The sequence below is a fragment of the Streptomyces sp. N35 genome (genome assembly GCF_016464295.1).
Lineage (GTDB): Bacteria > Actinomycetota > Actinomycetes > Streptomycetales > Streptomycetaceae > Streptomyces.
In genome coordinates, this window is sequence record NZ_JAEIMH010000036.1 from 14,510 (window position 1) to 34,322 (window position 19,813).

20 protein-coding genes are annotated in these 19,813 nt (G+C 71.6%); 8 read left to right on the forward strand and 12 right to left on the reverse strand.

The features are described from left to right. The 4 genes from JAO81_RS20550 to JAO81_RS20565 form a co-directional block, all read right to left on the reverse strand. Positions 1-732 (reverse strand): phosphatase PAP2 family protein (locus JAO81_RS20550; protein WP_307813511.1); only part of this gene is annotated, 732 nt, incomplete at its 3' end. Between the two features lie 179 nt (positions 733-911). Continuing rightward, positions 912-1,652: a GNAT family N-acetyltransferase gene (locus JAO81_RS20555; protein WP_199549362.1), complete on the reverse strand. Its 741-nt coding sequence runs from the start codon at positions 1,650-1,652 to the stop codon at positions 912-914. 156 nt (positions 1,653-1,808) lie between these two features. Further along, entirely contained in the window at positions 1,809-2,399 is a 591-nt protein-coding gene (locus JAO81_RS20560) for a DedA family protein (protein WP_199549363.1), read from the reverse strand. Beyond that, on the reverse strand, positions 2,396-3,499 hold the full coding sequence (locus JAO81_RS20565) for a hypothetical protein (RefSeq protein WP_199549364.1): 1,104 nt from the start codon (positions 3,497-3,499) through the stop codon (positions 2,396-2,398). Before JAO81_RS20565 ends, JAO81_RS20560 begins: the two co-directional genes overlap by 4 nt. A gap of 144 nt (positions 3,500-3,643) precedes the next feature. Between JAO81_RS20565 and JAO81_RS20570 the strand changes: the two genes are divergently transcribed. Beyond that, the gene (locus tag JAO81_RS20570; RefSeq protein WP_199549365.1) at positions 3,644-3,979 is read left to right on the forward strand and encodes a cupin domain-containing protein; all 336 of its coding nucleotides are present in this window, start codon (positions 3,644-3,646) and stop codon (positions 3,977-3,979) included. Between the two features lie 21 nt (positions 3,980-4,000). On the opposite strand, the gene JAO81_RS20575 is transcribed toward JAO81_RS20570, so the two are convergent. Beyond that, positions 4,001-4,555, reverse strand: a complete 555-nt coding sequence (locus JAO81_RS20575) for a DinB family protein (RefSeq protein WP_199549366.1) — start codon at positions 4,553-4,555, stop codon at positions 4,001-4,003. 205 nt (positions 4,556-4,760) lie between these two features. Here JAO81_RS20575 and JAO81_RS20580 point away from each other — a divergent pair, with 205 nt between their 5' ends. The 3 genes from JAO81_RS20580 (at position 4,761) to JAO81_RS20590 (ending at position 7,637) form a co-directional block, all read left to right on the forward strand. Next, positions 4,761-5,375 (forward strand): PadR family transcriptional regulator, encoded by a 615-nt coding sequence (locus tag JAO81_RS20580; protein ID WP_199549367.1) that lies wholly within the window; start codon positions 4,761-4,763, stop codon positions 5,373-5,375. 195 nt (positions 5,376-5,570) lie between these two features. Further along, complete coding sequence (locus tag JAO81_RS20585) at positions 5,571-7,313, forward strand: acyl-CoA dehydrogenase family protein (RefSeq protein WP_199549368.1); 1,743 nt, start codon at positions 5,571-5,573, stop codon at positions 7,311-7,313. Between the two features lie 72 nt (positions 7,314-7,385). Beyond that, the gene (locus JAO81_RS20590) at positions 7,386-7,637 is read left to right on the forward strand and encodes an EF-hand domain-containing protein (RefSeq protein WP_199549369.1); all 252 of its coding nucleotides are present in this window, start codon (positions 7,386-7,388) and stop codon (positions 7,635-7,637) included. A 70-nt stretch (positions 7,638-7,707) separates the two neighbouring features. Here the strand turns inward: JAO81_RS20590 and JAO81_RS20595 are convergent, their stop codons facing one another. Together JAO81_RS20595 and thpR are read right to left on the reverse strand one after the other, a co-directional pair. After that, positions 7,708-8,112: an FKBP-type peptidyl-prolyl cis-trans isomerase gene (locus JAO81_RS20595; RefSeq protein WP_199549370.1), complete on the reverse strand. Its 405-nt coding sequence runs from the start codon at positions 8,110-8,112 to the stop codon at positions 7,708-7,710. An 86-nt stretch (positions 8,113-8,198) separates the two neighbouring features. Next, positions 8,199-8,792, reverse strand: a complete 594-nt coding sequence (gene thpR / locus JAO81_RS20600) for an RNA 2',3'-cyclic phosphodiesterase (protein ID WP_199549371.1) — start codon at positions 8,790-8,792, stop codon at positions 8,199-8,201. A gap of 203 nt (positions 8,793-8,995) precedes the next feature. Here thpR and JAO81_RS20605 point away from each other — a divergent pair, with 203 nt between their 5' ends. Continuing rightward, the gene (locus tag JAO81_RS20605; protein ID WP_199549372.1) at positions 8,996-9,523 is read left to right on the forward strand and encodes an ATP-binding protein; all 528 of its coding nucleotides are present in this window, start codon (positions 8,996-8,998) and stop codon (positions 9,521-9,523) included. Between the two features lie 119 nt (positions 9,524-9,642). Here JAO81_RS20605 and JAO81_RS20610 read toward each other — a convergent pair whose 3' ends face one another. The 3 genes from JAO81_RS20610 to JAO81_RS20620 form a co-directional block, all read right to left on the reverse strand. Then, a complete protein-coding gene (locus JAO81_RS20610) occupies positions 9,643-11,166 on the reverse strand; it encodes an aldehyde dehydrogenase family protein (RefSeq protein WP_199549373.1) in 1,524 nt (507 codons plus the stop codon). A gap of 54 nt (positions 11,167-11,220) precedes the next feature. Further along, positions 11,221-12,501, reverse strand: a complete 1,281-nt coding sequence (locus JAO81_RS20615) for a transcriptional regulator (RefSeq protein WP_199549374.1) — start codon at positions 12,499-12,501, stop codon at positions 11,221-11,223. 132 nt (positions 12,502-12,633) lie between these two features. After that, complete coding sequence (locus tag JAO81_RS20620; RefSeq protein WP_199549413.1) at positions 12,634-13,233, reverse strand: N-acetylmuramoyl-L-alanine amidase; 600 nt, start codon at positions 13,231-13,233, stop codon at positions 12,634-12,636. A 221-nt stretch (positions 13,234-13,454) separates the two neighbouring features. On the opposite strand from JAO81_RS20620, the gene JAO81_RS20625 reads away from it, so the two are divergent. After that, positions 13,455-14,417 carry a hypothetical protein gene (locus tag JAO81_RS20625; RefSeq protein WP_199549375.1) on the forward strand — a complete coding sequence of 321 codons (963 nt, stop codon included), beginning with the start codon at positions 13,455-13,457 and terminating at the stop codon, positions 14,415-14,417. 141 nt (positions 14,418-14,558) lie between these two features. Here the strand turns inward: JAO81_RS20625 and JAO81_RS20630 are convergent, their stop codons facing one another. Further along, on the reverse strand, positions 14,559-15,785 hold the full coding sequence (locus JAO81_RS20630) for an ROK family protein (RefSeq protein ID WP_199549376.1): 1,227 nt from the start codon (positions 15,783-15,785) through the stop codon (positions 14,559-14,561). A gap of 11 nt (positions 15,786-15,796) precedes the next feature. Further along, positions 15,797-17,248 carry a xylulokinase gene (xylB, locus tag JAO81_RS20635; protein WP_199549377.1) on the reverse strand — a complete coding sequence of 484 codons (1,452 nt, stop codon included), beginning with the start codon at positions 17,246-17,248 and terminating at the stop codon, positions 15,797-15,799. Between the two features lie 204 nt (positions 17,249-17,452). Here xylB and xylA point away from each other — a divergent pair, with 204 nt between their 5' ends. Next, positions 17,453-18,619 carry a xylose isomerase gene (gene xylA / locus JAO81_RS20640; protein WP_199549378.1) on the forward strand — a complete coding sequence of 389 codons (1,167 nt, stop codon included), beginning with the start codon at positions 17,453-17,455 and terminating at the stop codon, positions 18,617-18,619. Between the two features lie 232 nt (positions 18,620-18,851). Further along, on the forward strand, positions 18,852-19,784 hold the full coding sequence (locus JAO81_RS20645; RefSeq protein ID WP_199549379.1) for a hypothetical protein: 933 nt from the start codon (positions 18,852-18,854) through the stop codon (positions 19,782-19,784). The last annotated feature ends 29 nt before the right edge of the window (positions 19,785-19,813 follow it).

Sequence of the window (19,813 nt, forward strand, 5' to 3'; positions counted from 1 at the left end):
GGGGGGGGCGGGGGGGCGCCGCCGGGGCCGGGGGGGGGGGGGCCCCCCCCCGCCGCCCCCCCGCCCCGCCGCCCGGCCGATCAGCCACGCGGTCGACAGGACCACCGCCAGGGCGGTGCACCAGCCGCCGAGGACATCGGTCGGATAGTGCGCCCCCAGGCCCACCTGCGCCCAGCCCATGGCGGCCCCGACCACCAGCGCGGCGGTGAGGACGAGCGCGCTGCCGGCCGCCCCGCCGAGTCCGGTCCGCTCGGCCGCGACCAGCGCCATGACGAGGGCGAGCGCGGTCACGTAGGCGGTGTGCCCGCTCGGGTAGGACAGGAACTCGCCGTGAATGGTGCGCCCCACCACGGACTTGAGCACCGTCGTCGTCCCCACCGCGAGGGCGGCACCGGCCACCACGAGGACCGCGGCGCGAGGGCGCCGCAGCAGCAGGCAGCCCGCGACGGCGGCCACCCCCAGGAGCGCCGCTCCGGCGGGCTCACCCCAGAAGTCGATGATCAGCGCGAGCCCACGCCAGGGCGCCCGCACGCTGTCGTCCGTCGGGTCGACGAACCACCGGTCCACCCGGCCGGGCTCACTGTGACCCGCGTACATGATCCCGACGGCGACCACCGTCAGCGCGGCGAGGACCGCGAGCAGCCCGAGCGCCGGGCGCAGCGGCGGGGGCAGCAGTGCGGGCGCCGATCGGTGCCCGCATTCCGTGCAGGGTCGGCCTGCGGTGTTCAACACGAGCCCCCCGTCGCCCCGGAACAGCGGCCCCGAACGTGCCTGCGGCCGGGGCGAGTCGGCCATGGGCGTCGGGTCGGTTCCCGACTTGTCACCCTAACCAATCCCGCGCGGCTTCAGGGCCGTTCCGTCCCCTCGGGGCGGCCGGCCGCGCGTCGGGTCCGCGCCCCCACTCGGCCGCGTCAGCCGGCGAGTGGCTCCGGCCCGGTCTCCCGCAGCGCCTCGCGCAGCTCGTGCAGGGAACGCTTCTGCTTGCCGTCCTCCTGGAAGTTCTCCGGCGCGAGCCAGGCGCGGAACGCCTCATGGACCAGGGGCCATTCACCGTCGACGATCGAGTACCAGGCGGTGTCGCGGTTGCGGCCCTTGTAGACCAGGGCCTGGCGGAACACGCCCTCGAAGGTGAACCCGAGGCGCTCGGCCGCCTTGCGTGACGGTGCGTTGAGGGCGTCGCACTTCCACTCGTAGCGCCGGTAGCCGAGCTGGTCGAAGGCGTACGTCATCAGCAGGTACTGCGCCTCCGTCGAGATCGGAGTGCGCTGAAGCAGCGGGGAGAACACCACGTAGCCCACCTCGACGACACCGCTCTCGGGGTTGTGCCGCATCAGCGACAAGGTGCCGACCGCTCTGCCGGCCGCACGGTCGATCACCGTGTAGTGCAGCGGATCGGCGCTGCGGGCGGCGGCCGCCGCCCAGCGGCGGTAGGCGTCGGCGCTCTCGAAGGGCTCGTCGGGCAGATAGGTCCAGTTCCGGCCGTCGGGCGCGCTCGCGTACGCGGCGTAGAGCTCGTCCGCGTGACGCTCCGGGTCGAGCGGTTCGAGGCGGCAGTACAGGCCGTCCAGAGCGACCTTCGCCGGCGCGGGACGGGTCGTCCAGCCGGGCAGCGGCTCTCCGACGGGCTGGCTGTATGCGTTCAGATCGACCACGTCATCCACCTGTGCCGGGTGCCTCTCGATGTGCGCTCGTCGTCCGCGGGTCCGGCAGCTGCGGAGCGACGAGCTGTGCTTTCGCGTAAATCTACGCAGGGGATTCCCGGAGCGCTCGGTCGGCCCCAGACGCCTGGTCGGCCCCGATGCGCCTGGTCAGCCCCGGGCCGCCTTTCTGCGCCGGTACGCGGAGACACCGCCCGCCAGGACGAGCAGCGCGCCCAGCGCCACCAGAAGCGCCTCGCCGCCGGGCAGGACCGCACCGAGGAAGTACCCGCTCAGCGTCAGCGTGGCGGCCCAGACGAGCCCGGCGGCCGACTGCGCCGCAGGGAAGACCACGGGCGGGACTCCCAGCGCCCCCGCGCCCCGGCCGGCCAGCGTCCGCTCGACCGGCACGAAGCGTGCCACGACCACCGCCACCACCGGGCCGTGCCGGTCGAGGAGCTCACGGGCGCCGGCCACCGCGGAGACGAGACGCCGCCCCTTCAGGCGGGCGATCAGCGCGGGCCCGGTGCGGCGCCCGATCCAGTAGCTCGTCTCCATGCCCAGGACGGTGCCGCCCGCACCGGACACAAGCACCCACACCGGGTTGAGGCCGCGTTCACCGGCCGCACAGAGGACTCCGGCCGTGAACAGCACACCGCCTCCCGGCAATACCACCCCGAGGAGCGTGCCCGCCTCGAGGAAGAGCACGACGAACACACCGAGCGTGCCGAACGTGGCGAGCAGCGCGTGCGCGTCGATCAACCGGGACCACCCCCGGGCTGCTGGGGCGTGCGGTCGAGAGGGGTCACGATGCCGATCGGCCCGCGGTCGCGGCGGCGCGGACCCGACCACAGGGCGGGAACGGCGTCGATCCGGCAGGCGAGCGCGTAGGCCACCGACTCGTAGTTGACCCGCCAGCCGCGAAAGTGCGGCCATGCCCGCTCGGGACTCCGCTCCATCGGTACACCCCGCTCACGCAGCCGGCCGACGGCCTCCACGAATTCCTCGTACGTCAGATGGATCGGGTCGTCGGGCCTCGGGTCCGGGTCGTACGGGATCTTCTCCTCGTCCGCGAGCACGCGCAGGCAGGTGAAGCCGGCCCTCAGGGTGAGGCGCATCTGCGACTGGGGCACGGAGGGGTTGAGGGCGAGGTGGAGGGCGGCGGCGTCCAGGACGGCGAGCAGGCTGATCAGCCAGTTGCGGTCCCAGCTCGGGGAACGGAAGGAGATCAGGACCGGGTAGTTGGTGTGGCTCTCGCTCACCTCGGCGCACCAGCGCTCCCAGTCGCGGAACAGCTCCGGCAAGGTGTCGATCAGGTCGCCCTGGGCGTGCCGTACGAGCAGCTGAGGTCCCCAGGCGGGCACCCCCGCGCGCACGCGCAGCAGGCTGACCTCCGTCTCGCGGCGGGCGTAGGCGGCGTACAGCGTGGGCAGATAGCCGATCTGCAGACCGATCAGGATCGGTCCGGTGGCGGCCGCGCAGAAGTCGACCAGCGTGAGCTGCGAGCGGTCCTGACTGGCGAAGCCCAGAGTGAGCAGCGAGGACCCCGCCTCCCGCAGCGCCACGGTGAACGGCAGGTCGGAGACCGCGAATTCGAGCAGCCCGTAGCCGAGTACGCACAGCGACAGCCAGAGCAGCAGCAGAATCAGCATCGATACGGGGGCGGCAGGGGCCAGTACCCGGTCCTTGAGCTGTTCGGTGGAGGCCCGGTCGGCGAGGAACTGGTACGGGGCGCGCACCAGCCGCCGTACCGCGCGGGGCAGTTGGGTGCGCATCGCACGCGGCGTGACCAGGGTCTGGGTGACCGACACGAAGGTCAGAAGCACCACGACGAGCCCTGCGACCCCGCTCAGCACGCGCACCGGCGACCTTCCCGCCAACCTCCGTTTCCGATCAAGGAACGCACAGATCGGCGGGTGCCGCCACCGGTCCCCGGGCGGAGGCGGTGGGCCCGGTGCCCCGGGCCGCACGTGCAACCCCCGTCCCGTACACCTACGGTGAAAGGCATGGACATCGTCTCCCTGGGCCCACTCGCCGACCAGCTCCTGGCCGCAGCGCCCGAGGCAACGGGCGACCGCAGCGCCAGAACCGTCTACGGAGGCCACGGACGCGCGCTCGGCCAGACGCTCATCGCACTCCGTGCGGGGTCGGCCCTCTCCGAGCACCAGAACCCCGGCGACGCGACGGTCCTCGTCGTGCGTGGCCGGATCCGTCTGACGGCGGGGGACCAGTCGTGGGAGGGCAGGCCGTACGACCTCCTGCCCGTTCCGGACGCGGTGCACGGCCTGGAAGCCGTGGAGGACTCGGTCGTCCTGCTCACGGTGGCGCGCCAGCTCGGCTGACCGCTGCGCGGGAGGGGCGCGTCAGCGGCCCGTCGCGCCGTCGATCAGTTCGCGGATGATGTCCGCGTGCCCGGCATGGCGCCCGGTCTCCTCGATCAGGTGGGTCAGGGCCCAACGCGCGCTGGGAGCAGACCTGTTCGGCTCGGGACGCGGTACCGGCGCGGCGAGGTCGGCGCAGTCGTCGAGTGCCGCGTTCGCCTCCGCGACCGCGGTCCGGTAGCGCTCCACCACCTCGGCGACGCTGTCCGCCGATGGCGCGTGGAAGGTGCCCGGCCAGTCGGTGACCTTGTCTCCGAGGAACGTGGCCCGTTCGACCTGCGTGAGGTGGTGGAGCAGGCCGAGCAGGTTCGTCCCCGAGGGCACGGCGGCGGTGCGCACCTCCGGTTCGGGGGCGCCCTCCACCTTCGCGGCGACCGACTGGCGCAGATAGTCGAGGAAGCCGCGCAGCACCTCGGTCTCGCTGTTCCCGGTCCGCGGCGGCGGGGCGTCACGTCGGCGCCGGCGGCGTGCTGGGGAGGTCGTTGTCTTCCGCGCCGTTCCCGCTTGGTCCCGTCCCGCCGAGTCCGCGCTGTTCATTGGGCTCTCCTTCTGCCGGGTCTTGCGTCCGAGTGTCATCCCGGGCTCCGTGAAGGGCGCGGCTTGTTGCCGTTTCGGCAAAGCGCCGAGTGAACGGTGCTGACCGGCACGGGCCGACCTCCCGATCCCGTGGCCGAGGTGAGCCGTGTCTCACCGGGCCGGACCGGGGTTGCTATGCAACGAGGTGCATAGCAGGATCGAGGGCATGGCGCTCGACCACGCGATCCTCGTGTCCCTGCTCGAGAAGCCCGGGTCCGGATATGAACTGGCCCGGCGCTTCGAGCGGTCCATCGGCTACTTCTGGACGGCCACCCACCAGCAGATCTACCGCGTGCTCAAGCGCATGGAGGGCGACGGCTGGGTGGACGTCCGCGACGTGCCGCAGCACGGGCGCCCGGACAAGAAGGAGTACTCCGTGGCCGACGCGGGGCGGGCCGCGCTCTCCGCGTGGCTGGCCGCGCCGATCGAGCCCGAGAGCGTACGGCACGATCTCGCCGTGAAGATCCGGGGCGCCGCGTTCGACGATCCCGCGGCCCTGGTCGGCGAGGTCGAGCGGCACCGGCAGGTGCACACGGACCGTCTGGCCCACTACCTCGCAGGCGAGGCCCGCGACTTCGGCGAGGCCCGCGTCTTCGGCGAGCCACCGGCCGAGGGCGGGCCGTCGGCGGACGACGGGCCACCGGCAGACGACGGGCCGCTCGACGCCGAACGGGAGCTTCAGCACGTCGTATTGCGGGGCGGTATCGCGTACGAGCGGATGATGATCGGCTGGCTCGATGACGTCCTCGCCACCCTCGGCCGGTTCAAGACCGCCCGCTGAATCCGCGCGCTGAGACCGGGCGCTGAACTCGGCCGCACCACGGACCACTTGCCCCCGGCGCAGCGCACAGGCGATCGCTCCCCCTGCCCCAGCATCGACCCCTCCCTCCTGCCCCAGCCGATCCCTCCCTCCTGCCCCGGCACCGATCTTTTCCCCTGCCACACCACCCTCATCCGATCCGGAAAGGCGGACGTCATGGCCGACGCGCTGCTGTTCAACCCGCACACCTACGACCCCGCGCACTTCGACCCGGAGACGCGCCGGCTGCTGCGCGCCACCGTCGACTGGTTCGAAGCGCGCGGCAAGCGCAGGCTCATCGAGGACTACCGCAGCCGGGCCTGGCTCGGCGACTTCCTCGCCTTCGCCGCGGAGGAGGGGCTCTTCGCGACCTTCCTCACCCCGTCCTCCGCCGCCGGCGCGGGCGAAGGCGCAGGCGAGCGCGCGGGCGACAAGCGCTGGGACACGGCCCGCATCGCCGCCCTCAACGAGATCCTCGGCTTCTACGGCCTCGACTACTGGTACGCCTGGCAGGTCGCCATCCTCGGCCTGGGCCCCGTCTGGCAGAGCGAGAACGCCGACGCCCGCGCCCGCGCCGCCGAACTCCTCGACCAAGGCGAGGTGTTCGCCTTCGGGCTCTCCGAGAAGGCACATGGCGCCGACATCTACTCCACCGACATGCTCCTGGAGCCGGACGGCCAGGGCGGCTTCCGCGCCACCGGATCCAAGTACTACATCGGCAACGGCAACGCCGCCGGACTCGTCTCCGTCTTCGGCCGCCGCACCGACGTCGAAGGCCCCGACGGCTACGTGTTCTTCGCCGCCGACAGCCGCCACGCGAACTACCACCTGGTCAAGAACGTCGTCGACTCCTCCAAGTACGTCAGCGAGTTCCGGCTCGAGGACTACCCGGTGGCCGCGCAGGACGTGCTGCACACCGGCCGCGCCGCCTTCGACGCAGCCCTGAACACCGTCAACGTCGGCAAGTTCAACCTGTGCACCGCCTCCATCGGCATCTGCGAGCACGCTATGTACGAGGCCGTCACCCACGCACAGAACCGCATCCTGTACGGCCGCCCCGTCACCGCCTTCCCGCACGTGCGGCGCGAGTTGGCCGACGCGTACGTCCGTCTCGTCGGCATGAAGCTCTTCAGCGACCGCGCCGTCGACTACTTCCGCACCGCGGGCCCCGACGACCGCCGCTACCTGCTCTTCAACCCGATGACGAAGATGAAGGTGACCACGGAGGGCGAGAAGGTCATCGACCTCATGTGGGACGTCATCGCCGCCAAGGGCTTCGAGAAGGACAACTACTTCGCCCAGGCCGCCGTGGAGATCCGCGGACTGCCCAAGCTGGAGGGCACGGTCCACGTCAACCTGGCCCTGATCCTCAAGTTCCTGCGCAACCACCTCCTCGACCCGGTCGCGTACGAGCCCGTACCGACCCGCCTCGACGCGGCCGACGACACCTTCCTCTTCGCGCAGGGACCGGCCCGCGGCCTCGGCTCGGTGCGCTTCCACGACTGGCGGCCCGCCTACGACACGTACACCCACCTGCCCAACGTCGCCCGCTTCCGCGAACAGGCCGACGCCCTCTGCGAGTTCGTGCGCACCGCCGCACCCGACGAGCGGCAGAGCCGCGACCTCGACCTGCTGCTCGCCGTCGGCCAGCTCTTCGCGCTCGTCGTGCACGGACAGCTGGTCCTGGAACAGGCCGCTCTCACCGGTCTCGACGAGGATGTGCTCGACGAGCTGTTCGCCGTCCTCGTCCGCGACTTCTGCGCGCACGCCGTCGAGCTGCACGGCAAGGACTCCGCCACCGAGCAGCAGCAGGCCTGGGCCCTCGGCGCGGTCCGCCGCCCGGTCGTCGACGAGGCGCGTTCGGAGCGCGTCTGGCAGCGCGTCGAGGCGCTCTCGGGCACGTACGAGATGAAGCCCTGACTCCTTACGGCCGCCCCACAGGGCCGCGCATAGGATGCGATGCCGAAGTGTCACGACGTAACGGGGACTGTGATGAGCGAGAAGGCCCGCAAACTCTTTGACGCACTCGACCTCAACAGCGACGGTCAGCTGACCCGGCACGAGGTGATCACCGCACTCCGGGACAAGGGACCCACCCTCGCAGCCCGTGGGGACCTGCCGTTCTGGGGAGTCCAGGACGCCGAGGCGTCCTCGGCTCTCTTCGATGCCGCGGACAAGAACGGTGACGCGGTGCTGTCCTTCCAGGAGTTCGCCGACGAGGTGAACGGGAAGTTCGGCTGGTAGCACGACGAAGGGCGCCCGCTGGACCGATGTCCGGCGGGCGCCCTTCGCGTGCTCCTCGTGCGCAGGGGCGCTAGGCGTTGTTCCACCCGGATGTGGGGGAGTACGAGCCGAGCAGGTCCACCACGAAGACGAGAGTCGAGCCCGCCGGGATCAAGGGTGAGGGCGACTGATTGCCGTAGCCGAGACGCGGGGGAACGATGAGCTCACGTCGGCCGCCGACCTTCATCCCCTTCACCCCCCGGTCCCAGCCCTTGATGACCCTGCCACTGCCCAGGGCGAACTTGAACGGCTCACCCCGGTCCCAGGAAGAGTCGAACTCCTTCCCGGACTCGAAGGCCACCCCGACGTAGTGGACCCTGACCACCATGCCCGACCTCATCTCGGCCCCGTCCCCGACGACCAGGTCCCGGATGGTCAGCTCGGTGGGAGCAGCACCCTCCGGAACGACGACCTCGGGCTTCGTCAGTTCACTCATCGCACCTCATCACTCTCCGCGCATGCCCTCCGCACGGGCCGGCCGGGCACATGGACACGCTACCGGGGGTGCCGATCGGGATGCCTCTACCCGGTGACCAACCCGGTGACCAGGGGCCACGCGCCGATGTCCCGATAGCGCCGCGGGCCTGAGTGGCCACGTACTGTGCTGCCGACCAGGTGGAGGCGTTCGGCCTGCCAGGCGCGCCCCGTGAACCCGTCGAGGCAGGCAGCCGCCGCCGGAACGGACGCGCTGTCGGAGCGTCGAGCGCGGGCCAGCGTGAGGTGGGGACGCAGCGGACGTGCGACGAAGGCGATGTCGCACTCCCTGACCCGCGCCCGTACCGCTTCGGCCAGCTCATGCAGTCCGTCGAGATCCCCCTCGATGCCACTCCACAGCACGCGCTCGTCGAAGTGTCCGCCGCCCAGCAGCGCCAGCTCGACACAGGGGCGGGCAGCCGCCAGGTCGGCGAGGGGTGAACGAAGACGCTGGACGGTTCGCACCGGCAGCTCGCCCAGGAAGGCCAGGGTGATGTGCCAGTCCTCGATGCGGTTCCAGCGCAGGCCGGGATAAGCGGCGTAGGCCGGGCTCAGCGCGTGCGCCAGCTCCTTCTTCGCGTCGTCGGGCGGCGCGAGGGCGATGAACGCGTGCTGGGTGGCGGTCTGGGACGGCTCGGTCACGCATGCCTTCTTACCCCATGCGCTCGCGGGACCGGCCGTTCACGTGGACGCGGCCTCTGTGGTTCAGGCGCGTCGATGAAGACGCGGCCTCTGTGATTCAGCCGCGTCGATGAGGACGCGCATGTCCGCCTGCGCCGCGACGGCCGCGTGCCGGCTCTGGCACCTCACGCCGCCCGGCTCAACTCCCCTGACATGATCAGGGGGTGACGACGTTGTTCCTGATGGTCGGCCTGCCAGGGGCCGGCAAGACGACGAAGGCTCGGCAGCTGGCCGAGGAAGACCACGCACTGCGGTTGACTCCTGACGAGTGGATGATCCCGCTGTTCGGCAAGCTGCTGGAGGCAGACGACAGTCGCGACGTTCTGGAAGGCCGACTGCTCTGGGTTGCTCTGGAAGCGTTGAAAGTCGGCGCCAACGTGGTGCTGGACTTCGGATGCTGGTCCCGTGACGAAAGATCCGCGATCCGCTGGCTGACAGAATCCGCGGGCGGCTCCTTCCGCCTCGTCTACGTAGCGGTGGACCACGAGACCCAACTGGCGCGGATCGCGCACCGCGAGGCGACGACCCCCGAGGCAACCCTCCCGATCAGCGAGGCTGACGTCTTGCGTTGGAGGAGACAGTTCGAGGAGCCCGACGAGGCGGAGCTCGGCGCGCAGGAGGCAGGCGGGCCGCCTGCCGGCTGGTCGACCTGGCGGGAGTGGGCCGCCGGCCGATGGCCGTCATTCGCATGACATCACCTCGAAGCGGACGCGGAAGTACGTCCTGACCCGCACGGAACGTGCCTGAGTGGGACGAACGAAAGGCGCCTGACGGGCAGAAGCCCGGGTCAGGCGCCTTTCGTTGTGTGCCTCTAGAAGAAGCCGAGTTTGTCCGGCGAGTACGACACCAGGAGATTCTTCGTCTGCTGGTAGTGATCCAGCATCATCTTGTGGTTCTCCCGGCCGATCCCCGACTGCTTGTAGCCGCCGAAGGCCGCGTGGGCCGGATACGCGTGGAAGTTGTTCACCCACACCCGGCCGGCCTGGATGGAACGGCCCGCCCTGTACGCGGTGTTGATGTCGCGGGTCCACACGCCGGCGCCCAGGCCGTACAGGGTGTCGTTGGCGATCTTGATGGCGTCGTCGTAGTCGTTGAAGGACGTGACCGAGACGACCGGGCCGAAGATCTCCTCCTGGAAGACCCGCATCCGGTTGTCGCCCTCGAAGATCGTGGGCTGGACGTAGTAGCCGCCGGCCATGTCGCCGTCGTACTCGATGCGCTGACCGCCGGCGAGGACCTTCGCGCCCTCGCGCTGGCCGATGTCGAGGTACGAAAGGATCTTCTCCAGCTGGTCGTTGGAGGCCTGAGCGCCGATCATCGTGTCCGTGTCGAGCGGGTGCCCGGTCTTGATCCGCTCGGTGCGGGCGACGGCCGCTTCCAGGAACTCGCTGTAGTGGCCGCGCTGGATGAGGGCACGCGAGGGGCAGGTGCAGACCTCGCCCTGGTTGAGCGCGAACATCGTGAAGCCCTCGAGCGCCTTGTCGCGGAAGGCGTCGTCCTGCGACCAGACGTCGTCGAAGAAGATGTTGGGTGACTTGCCGCCGAGCTCGAGGGTCACGGGCTTGATGTTCTCGGAGGCGTACTGCATGATCAGCCGCCCCGTCGTGGTCTCACCGGTGAAGGCGACCTTGGCGACGCGCGGGCTGGACGCGAGGGGCTTTCCGGCCTCGGCGCCGAAGCCGTTGACGATGTTGACGACGCCCGGCGGCAGCAGGTCCGAGATCAGCGAGAGCCAGTAGTGCACGGAGGCGGGAGTCTGCTCGGCCGGCTTCAACACGACCGCGTTGCCCGCCGCCAGGGCCGGGGCCAGCTTCCAGACCGCCATCAGGATCGGGAAGTTCCACGGGATGATCTGCGCGACCACACCGAGCGGCTCGTGGAAGTGGTACGCGATGGTGTTGTCGTCGATCTCGCTGAGCGAGCCCTCCTGCGCGCGGATCGCCCCGGCGAAGTAGCGCAGATGGTCGACGGCGAGCGGGATGTCGGCGGCGAGCGTCTCCCGTACCGCCTTGCCGTTCTCCCAGGACTCGGCGACGGCGAGCTTCTCGAGGTGCTCCTCCGTACGGTCGGCGATCTTGTTGAGCATATTGGCGCGTTCGGTGGGGGAGGTGCGTCCCCACGCGGGCGCGGCGGCGTGTGCGGCGTCGAGGGCACGCTCGACGTCCTCGGCGGTGCCCCGCGCGATCTCCGTGAAGGGCTGTCCGTTGACCGGGCTGGGGTTCTCGAAGTACTGGCCGCGGGCGGGCTTCACGTACTCCCCGCCGATGAAGTGGTCATAGCGCGACTGGTAGTCGACGATCGCACCGTCGCTGCCGGGTGCGGCGTAACGGGTCATCTCGGTGGCCTCCCGGTTCCTGCTGCCCGCCGTTGGGCAGCACTGCCGGGAACGCTAGGGACGGGGAGGTTGCAACCACGTTGCGGCCGACTGCTCCCGGTCCAGGGCCCGCACTTCCGCCTGTACGTGGGCCCGCGCCCCGCGCGGCGAAGCACCTGCCAGCGCCTGCCAGATGTCCAGGTCGTCGCCGCCCCAGGGGCTGCGCACCCAGTCCGTGAGCAGCTGCGGATCGGCCCGGTCCACGAGCGCGGCCCGCAGCCCCATGTCCAGGCGTTCGCGCAGCCGCACGATCTCCGGGGCGCAGGAGGACGGCAGCAGCGGACCGTCGTACGCGCCCATCGCACCGGACACCGCGCCCGCCGCGAGCCGTCGCTCCACCAGCAGGAAGTCCGCCTCGACCGGGATGGTCAGCCGATAGGGCCGCGACGCGAGCAGCTCGGGGCCCAGGAGGCCGCGCAGCCGCGAGAGTTCGGCGCGCAGCGTGACGGGTGACATGGACTCGTCCTCGTACAGTGCGACAAGAAGCTGGTCCCCGGTGAGGCCCTCCGGGTGGCGGGCGAGCAGCGCAAGGAGTTCGCTGTGCCGACGGCTCAGGCGCAGCTTGCGGCCCTGGGCCACGAGCAGCGCCTCGTCCCGGCCGAGCGCGTGCAGCGTGAGGGTCTCGGCGCGCTGCGGCGGCTGTTCCAGGGCCAGTTGGGCCTCGGCGGCACGGGCTACCGCCTGCACGAAAGCCCGGCTGTGCGGGTGGGCGGGCCCGCTGCCGCCGGGGGTGTCCCCCGCGCCCGGCGGCCGTCCGGGGGGCGGGGGGTGGATCGGCGCGGCCGCGCAGGTCCAGGGCTGCACGGGCCGGCTGAAGTGCTCGGCGGCGAACACCTGCACCGGGCGGTCCACCGCGACCGCCGTCCCCGGCGCGTTGGTGCCCATCGCGGATTCGGCCCAGCGGGCGCCCGGTACGAAGTTCATCCGCCCGGCGCGCCGGCGCGTCACCGTGTGCCCCTCGACCCACAGCAGCCGCCCCTGCGCGTCGCACACCGCGAGCAGATGCTCGCCGTCCTTCGCGTACGTGGAGACCAGCTCCCGCACCAGCGGCATCACGCGTGCCAGCGGATGGTCCGCGCGATAGGCACCCAATTCGCCGTCCACGAGCTCCACTTGAGCCGTGCCGTCCGGACTGACCCGCGCCCGGGCCGACCGCCGCCAGGAGGCGGCGACCTCCGGCCGCACCGGGCGCTCCACCGTGCCCGCCGCGGTGAACACGGCGTGCGCATGCCGCAGCGCACGCGTCCGCTCGGCCGGGTCGGTGCCCGGCTCGAGGGCCACCCAGGAATCGCTCAACTCGGCCTCCGCGGGGTACCGGTGCGCTTGCGGCCATCGTCACCCCGGGCACGGCAACGGGCAACAGGTCACACCGTGTGAACCCGCAATGGGTACGCCGGTACGCCGCACCGAACCGCAACAGGTTGTCGCCTAGGCGAAGTTGACCATGCGTATGTAGCGCGTCCAGTCCCACAGCGGACCGGGATCGGTGTGGGTGGCGCCGGGGACCTCGTTGTGGCCGATGATGTGCTCGCGGTCGCGCGGGATGTCGTACGTCGCGCACAGATGCGCGGTCAGCGCCGCCGACGATTCGTACATCGCGTGCGTGAACCACTCCGGCTGATCGACAAAACCCTCGTGCTCGATGCCGATGCTCCGGGTGTTGTACGTCCAGTTGCCCGCGTGCCAGGCGATGTTGCGGTCGCGTACGCACTGCGCGACATTGCCGTCCGCCGAGCGCACCACGTAGTGCGCGGAGACCTGCTTCGCCGGGTTCTGGAAGATCCCGAGGGTATCGGCGTACGTCTCCTGGGTGACATGGATGACGATGTGCGTCAGCGGATACGTGGTCGGCCGGTTCGAAGCCGTCTGGTTGGAGCTGCTCGCGGGCACCCAGTCCGCGTCGGGGTAGTCCGCGACGGCCGTCGGACGCGCCGCGGTCGTGCCGCCGGCGAGCAGTGCGGTGGGGACGGCGAGTGCGGCGCCCTGAAGCAGGCGCCGTCTGCTGGGCAGAGCGCGGGCCGGTTCCATGGTGCTCCCTCCACGGTCGATGCGGTCGATGCGGTCGATGCGGTCGATGCGGTCGGTACGGCCGCGGGCGGTACATCGGCCCACGCGTGGTGACGACGTTACGGGCAGGGGCAGTTGGGCTGGAAGGGGGTGGGCCGCGGCGTTGACGGGACGCGGGCCGTACCGGACTCTCATCAGGGGATGAGTGCACGTAGGGGGATCGGGGGATCATCGTGCGACGCATGCGTACTGCTGTGCATACGGGGGCTCTGGTACTGACGGGCGTACTGCTCGCCGCGGGCTGCGGTTCCGGGGACGGTGACGGGGACTGGCTGCGCGATCTGCAGTCCTCCGCGACGGCCGACGAGCAGGAACCGCCTCCCTCGCCGAGCACCACACCACCGATGAGCGACACCGCTTACGACGCGCTGCTCGCCGAGGCGGTCGAGCCGCTCAACACGGCGCTGGCCGGCATCGGAAAGGCGAAGTCCGACAAGGCGGCCGACGAGGCGTTCACCGCGGCCGTCACGGCGGCGGGCGAAGCGGACACGCTGCTGCGCGAGGTGGACACCCCCGACCGGGCCGACCTGGCGCACCAGGACCTGCTGACCGCACTTGCCGGTCTCTCCGGTCAGCTGGAGAGCGCCCAACAGGGCCGCACCGACGGCACGTTGTGCACCGGCAGGGCGGCGGTCGCCCGCTTCGGCTCGGACAAGGCCCTGGGCACGCTCGACGACGCGGCGGAGGCGGTCAGCGCGCTCGGCTACACCCTCGACATCGCCGCCCCGAAACTTCCCAAGGAGACGAACAAGCGGCTCCCCAACGGCCGGATGGTCAAGGACGGCTCACGGGGCGGCCGGGGCGTACTGAAGATCGACGGCGGGAGTCAGGACGCCGTGGTGACCTTCGCGCGCGGCGGCAAGGCCGCGTTCTCGGTCTACGTGCGCAAGAACGCCAAGGCCCAGGTGCAGCGGATCTCCGACGGCACGTACACGATCTACTTCACCTCCGGCGAGGACTGGAACGGCTCGGCACGCGGCTTCAACCGCGGCTGCGCGCACGAGAAGTTCGAGAAGAAGGCGCCCTTCAGGACGACGTCGACCTCGACGAGGATCACGTACACCATCTTCACGATCGGCCTGAAGACCACGATCGGCGGAAACTCACCGGTCAGCCCCGTCTCGCCGGGCGCGATTCCGAAGTAGCCGTGCGGCACGGCGCGGTGATCAGGCCTTCGGGCCGCCACGGACCGGGTTGCCGTCGACGGCGCGCTGCTCGTATCTGCGTACCGCAGGACCCACCGGAACCCTGATGCCACCGCACAGGCCGGTTTCAGCAGCGGGCCGTCAGCGCTGTGCTCCCGCCACCGAAGCCGGGTCGTCCAGAACCGCCCGTACCACCGAATGCGCCGCACCGAGCAGCGGGCCCTCGGAGCCGAGCCGGGAGACCGTGACGGTGCCGCCCTTGGGGCGTGCGGGATCCGCCGTACGGCGGGCCAGCTCGCGCTCCAGGGACGGCAGCAGCCAGGGGGCGAGGCGCGACAGGGCGCCGCCGAGTACCACCGTCTGCGGATCGAGCAGGTTGACCGCACCGGACAGCGCGATTCCGAGCGCCGACCCGGCCGCGCGCAGCGCCCGGCGTACCTGGGCGTCCCCGTTCTCGGCGCGGGCGGCGAGCAGGCCGATGCCGCCTTCGCCGTACGGGAGTCCGGCGGCGCGCAGCACCGCCTCCTCGCCCGCGTACTGCTCCAGGCAGCCACGCCCGCCGCACGGGCAGGCGGGGCCCTCGGGCCGTACCGGCATATGGCCCAGCTCGCCCGCGAACCCGTGCGTGCCGCGCAGCAGCCGTCCGCCCACGACCACGGCCGCACCGATACCGATCTCCGCCGAGACATGGACGAAGTCCTGCGGCGCGGGATCGCCGCCGATCCACAGCTCCGCGAGCGCACCGAGGTTGGCCTCGTTGTCCACGCTCAGGGGCAGCCCGTCGAGCAGATACGGGCCGAGGTCGAGCTCGCTCCAGCCCAGGTTGGGGGCGCGCACCACCGTGTGCGAGTCGCGGGCGACCAGGCCGGGCACAGCGACCGCGAGCCCTGCGGGGCGCAGGCCCGCGCTGCGGCTCGCGGTGGTCACCTCCCGTACGAGACGGGCGAGTTCCTTCAGGACGGGCTCCGGCGGGCGGCCCCGGTTGTCGCTCTCCAGGGAGGCGCGGGCCCGCACCTTGCCGTGCAGATCGACCGCGCACACCGCGAGATGGTCGACACCGATCTCCGCGCCGATACCGACAGGCCCGCGCTCGCCCACGGTCAGGGCGCTGCCGGGGCGGCCCACGGTGCCGGGGCGCTCGGGGCCGAGTTCGACGAGCAGGTCCGCGCGGATCAGTTCGTCGACGAGGGTCGAGACGGCCGCGCGGGTCAGTCCGATACGGGTGGCGACGGCGGCGCGTGAGAGCGGGCCGTGGGCGGTGATGGCCTGGAGGACCAGGGAGAGATTGCGGCGGCGGATGCCCTGCTGGGTGTTGGGCAGGAACGCCGGGTCGCCGAAGCCGCCGTTGCCGGGGAGCTCAGTGGTCATGAGGGGGCTCCTCAGAGGGTGGAGGTACGGTCGGCCGCCAGGAGCGGTGTTGCGTCGCCGAGCACTGCGGCGATCCGGGCGAGGCTTGCGTCGTCCCGGGCTGTCGGCTCGAGGACGGGCCCTTCGGCCGTGCCCCAGCGCCGCGCCACCGCCGCCGGGTCCTCGCCGGTCAGCAGGCCCGCGGCCTGGGCGGCCGCGCCGAGGGCGACCAACTCGGCGGCCCGCGGGACCTGGACGGCGCGGCCGCTGAGCCTGCGTACGGTGTCCTGCCAGGCTTGGCCGCGCGCGCCGCCGCCGATGAGCAGCAGCGGCTCGTCCGTTGGCTCGCCGTCCACGGCCTGGACCAGTTCGAGGGCCTGCAGCAGCGCGAACACCGCACCGTCGTAGGCGGCTTGGAGCAGCTGGCCGGGGGTGGTGTCGTGCCGCAGCCCGTGCAGCAGGCCCGAGGCCCCCGGCAGGTTGGGGGTGCGCTCGCCGTCGAGGAACGGCAGCAGGGTTGCCGAGCCGCCCGCCTCCACTGCCTCCCGGCCGAGACCGAGCAGCGCGGCGATACGGTCCACGGCGAGCGTGCAGTTGAGGGTGCAGGCGAGTGGCAGCCAGTCGCCGCGGGCGTCCGCGAACCCTGCGACCGTGCCGCTCGGATCCGCCGGCCGCTGCCGCGCGACCGTGTACACCGTGCCGGAGGTGCCGAGGCTGAGGACGGGCGCGCCGGGGCGCAGTCCGAGGCCGAGCGCGGCGGCCGCGTTGTCGCCGGTGCCGGGGGCCACCAACACGCCCTGGGCAAAGGGGAGTTCCGCCAGTGCACGCACGGTCCCGGCCACTTCTCCGGGTCCGACGAGGCGGGGGAGGAGCGCGGGGTCGAGGCCGACCAGCTCCAGGACCTCTTCGTCGTACGAGCCGGTCGGCGCCGCCCACCACCCGGTGCCCGAGGCATCGCCCCGGTCGGTGGTGCCCTCGCCGGTGAGCCGGCCCGTGAGGTAGTCGTGCGGCAGGCGCACCGCGGCCGTCGCCGCGACGGCATCCGGTTCGTGCTCGGCGAGCCAGGCCCACTTGGTCACGGTGAACGCGGCCGCCGGCACGACCCCGATCCGGTCGGCCCAGACCTTGGGGCCGCCGAACGCCTCGACGAGACGCTGTGCCTGCGGAGCGGAGCGCACGTCGTTCCACAGCAACGCCGGGCGCACCGGGCGGCCCTGGGCGTCCAGCGTGACAAGGCCGTGCTGCTGGCCGCCGATCGAGACCGCGGCCGCCTCACGCGCCGCGGGACCGCAGGCGCTGACGGCGGCGCACAGCGCCTGCCACCACTGCTCGGGATCGCTCTCGCGTCCCGCGCCGGTGGTTACGGTGTGCGGCGCCTGACCGCTCGCCACCACACGGCCGGTCGAGGCGTCGACGACGACGGCCTTGGTGGACTGCGTGGAGCTGTCCACACCGACGACCAGCGGTCCTTCGGCTGCTGTCATGACGGTCTCCGTTCGGCTCCGTGGGGGCAGCGGGATGGCGGTCCATAGTCCGCCCAACGCCCGGGGGGTTTCCAGGCGCGTCCCCGGATACTAATTTGTCAATCGGCATGACGAAATAGTCAGGACAGCGGAAGACTCAGGTGTGACGCACCCGAGACCTCCGAGGTCCGGGTGCTCTCACCGCGCGACGAAGGAGCAGGGGCGATGACGTATCAGCCGGTACCCGAGGACAAGTTCAGCTTCGGTCTGTGGACCGTGGGCTGGCAGGGCAAGGACCCGTTCGGCGACCCGACCCGGGCCGCGCTCGACCCGGTGGAGGCGGTGCAGCGCCTGGCCGAACTGGGCGCGTACGGCATCACGTTCCACGACGACGACCTGATTCCGTTCGGCTCCTCGGACAGCGAGCGCGAGTCGCACATAAAGCGCTTCCGGCAGGCGCTGGACGCCACCGGTATGAAGGTGCCGGCGGCCACCACGAACCTGTTCACGCACCCGGTCTTCAAGGACGGCGCGTTCACTGCCAACGACCGCGACGTGCGCCGCTATGCCATCCGCAAGGTCATCCGCAATGTCGACCTCGCCGTCGAACTCGGTGCGCAGACCTATGTCGCCTGGGGCGGCCGGGAGGGTGCCGAGTCGGGCGCCGCGAAGGACGTGCGCAATGCGCTTGACCGGATGAAGGAGGCCTTCGACCTGCTCGGCGAGTACATCACCGAGCAGGGCTACGACCTGCGCTTCGCCATCGAGCCCAAGCCCAACGAGCCGCGTGGCGACATCATCCTGCCCACCGTCGGCCACGTCCTGGCGTTCATCGAGCGCCTAGAGCGTCCCGAGCTGTTCGGCGTCAACCCCGAGGTGGGCCACGAGCAGATGGCGGGCCTGAACTTCCCGCACGGAATCGCCCAGGCGCTGTGGGCCGACAAGCTCTACCACATCGACCTCAACGGCCAGAACGGCATCAAGTACGACCAGGACCTGCGCTTCGGAGTCGGTGATGTGCGGGCCGCGTTCTGGCTCGTGGATCTGCTGGAGTCGGCCGGGTACAGCGGGCCGAAGGTCTTCGACTTCAAGCCGCCGCGTACCGAGGACTTCGACGGGGTCTGGGAGTCCGCCGCGGGCTGCATGCGCAACTACCTGATCCTGCGCGACCGCGCGGCCGCCTTCCGCGCCGACCCCGCCGTGCAGCAGGCGCTGCTCGACGCCCGGCTCGACGAACTCGCCCGGCCCACCGCCGAGGACGGCCTGACCGGACTGCTCGCGGACAAGGGCGCGTACGAGGACTTCGACGTGGACGGAGCCGCCGCGCGCGGAATGGCCTTCGAGCGGCTCGACCAGCTGGCCATGGACCATCTGCTCGGTGTGCGGGGCTGATGCGGTGGGTCGATGGGCCCGTGTGTGGCTGATGCCGTGGGCGGTTGAGGCGGTGCGGGCTGATGCTGTGGGCGGTTGAGGCGGTGTGTGGTTGATGCCGTCGTCGGTGGAGACCTCGCGTGGCCGCCTCCTGCGCGGCTGACCCCGCCCACGAGGCGGGCCAAGCGGACGCAGTGTGCCAACTTTCGTACAGGGGTCGCTTCTTGAGCAATTCGGGGTAACTCTTGACGGTATGGCCATGCCTCCGGTGCCGCCACAGCCGCCGACCCAGCCGCCGTCGGGCGGGGGCTTCGGGCCTCCCTCGGGCGGCGGGTACGGGTCTCCGTCGGGTGGCGGGTACGGGCCCCCGGCCGGGGGGCGGCTCGGGGCCTCCCGGCGCTCCGGTCAGCCACCGGGTGGCGGCGGATATGGTCCACCGCCCGGCGGCGGGTACGGGCCACCACCCGACGACGGCGGGTACGGCCCGCCCGGCGGCGGCTACGGCCCGCCCGGCGAGCCCCCGGACGGCGGCGGTCCCCGGCGGCGGACCGGGCTGCTCGCCCTGCCCGCGGGCATCCGCGCCGCGGGGGGCACCGCCGCCGGGGTCCTGGTGGCCACCGGTGACGGAAACGGAGGCGGCGACGGCGAGAACCCCGACCCGAGCGCCACGAAGAAGCCGACCCCGTCCCTGAGCATCCCGTCCGGACTGCCTACGGACATCCCCACGGAGCTGCCGACCGGTCTGCCCACGGACCTGCCCACCGGACTGCCGACCGGACTGCCGACAGATTTCCCGACCGGCCTGCCCACGGGCTTCGCCTCACCGGCCGGCGACGAGACCCCGTACTTCCTGCTCGCGGCGGGGGACTGCTTCGACGTCGGAACCAGCGCGCAGGGGTACGCGGTGCGCAAGTCCTGCACCTCGGCCCATGACGCGGAAGTGGTGAAGATCGCCGAGCTGGAAGGGACTTACAGCACCGAGCAGGCCATCCGCTCGGCCGCGTCCAAGCTCTGCCAAGGCCCCCTCGACACGAAGGCCGCCAAGCAGCCCGCGGGCACGGTGCGCGGCACGCTGGTGCAGTACCCGGACACCAGCGGTTTCCGGACCGGCATCGACAGCGTGGCCTGCAGCCTCTCCGGCGATACGAAGGCGGGCGGCCGCAAGCTTACGAAGCCGCTGAAGTAGGGCGGTGAGCAGGGGAAATGACCTCCCGC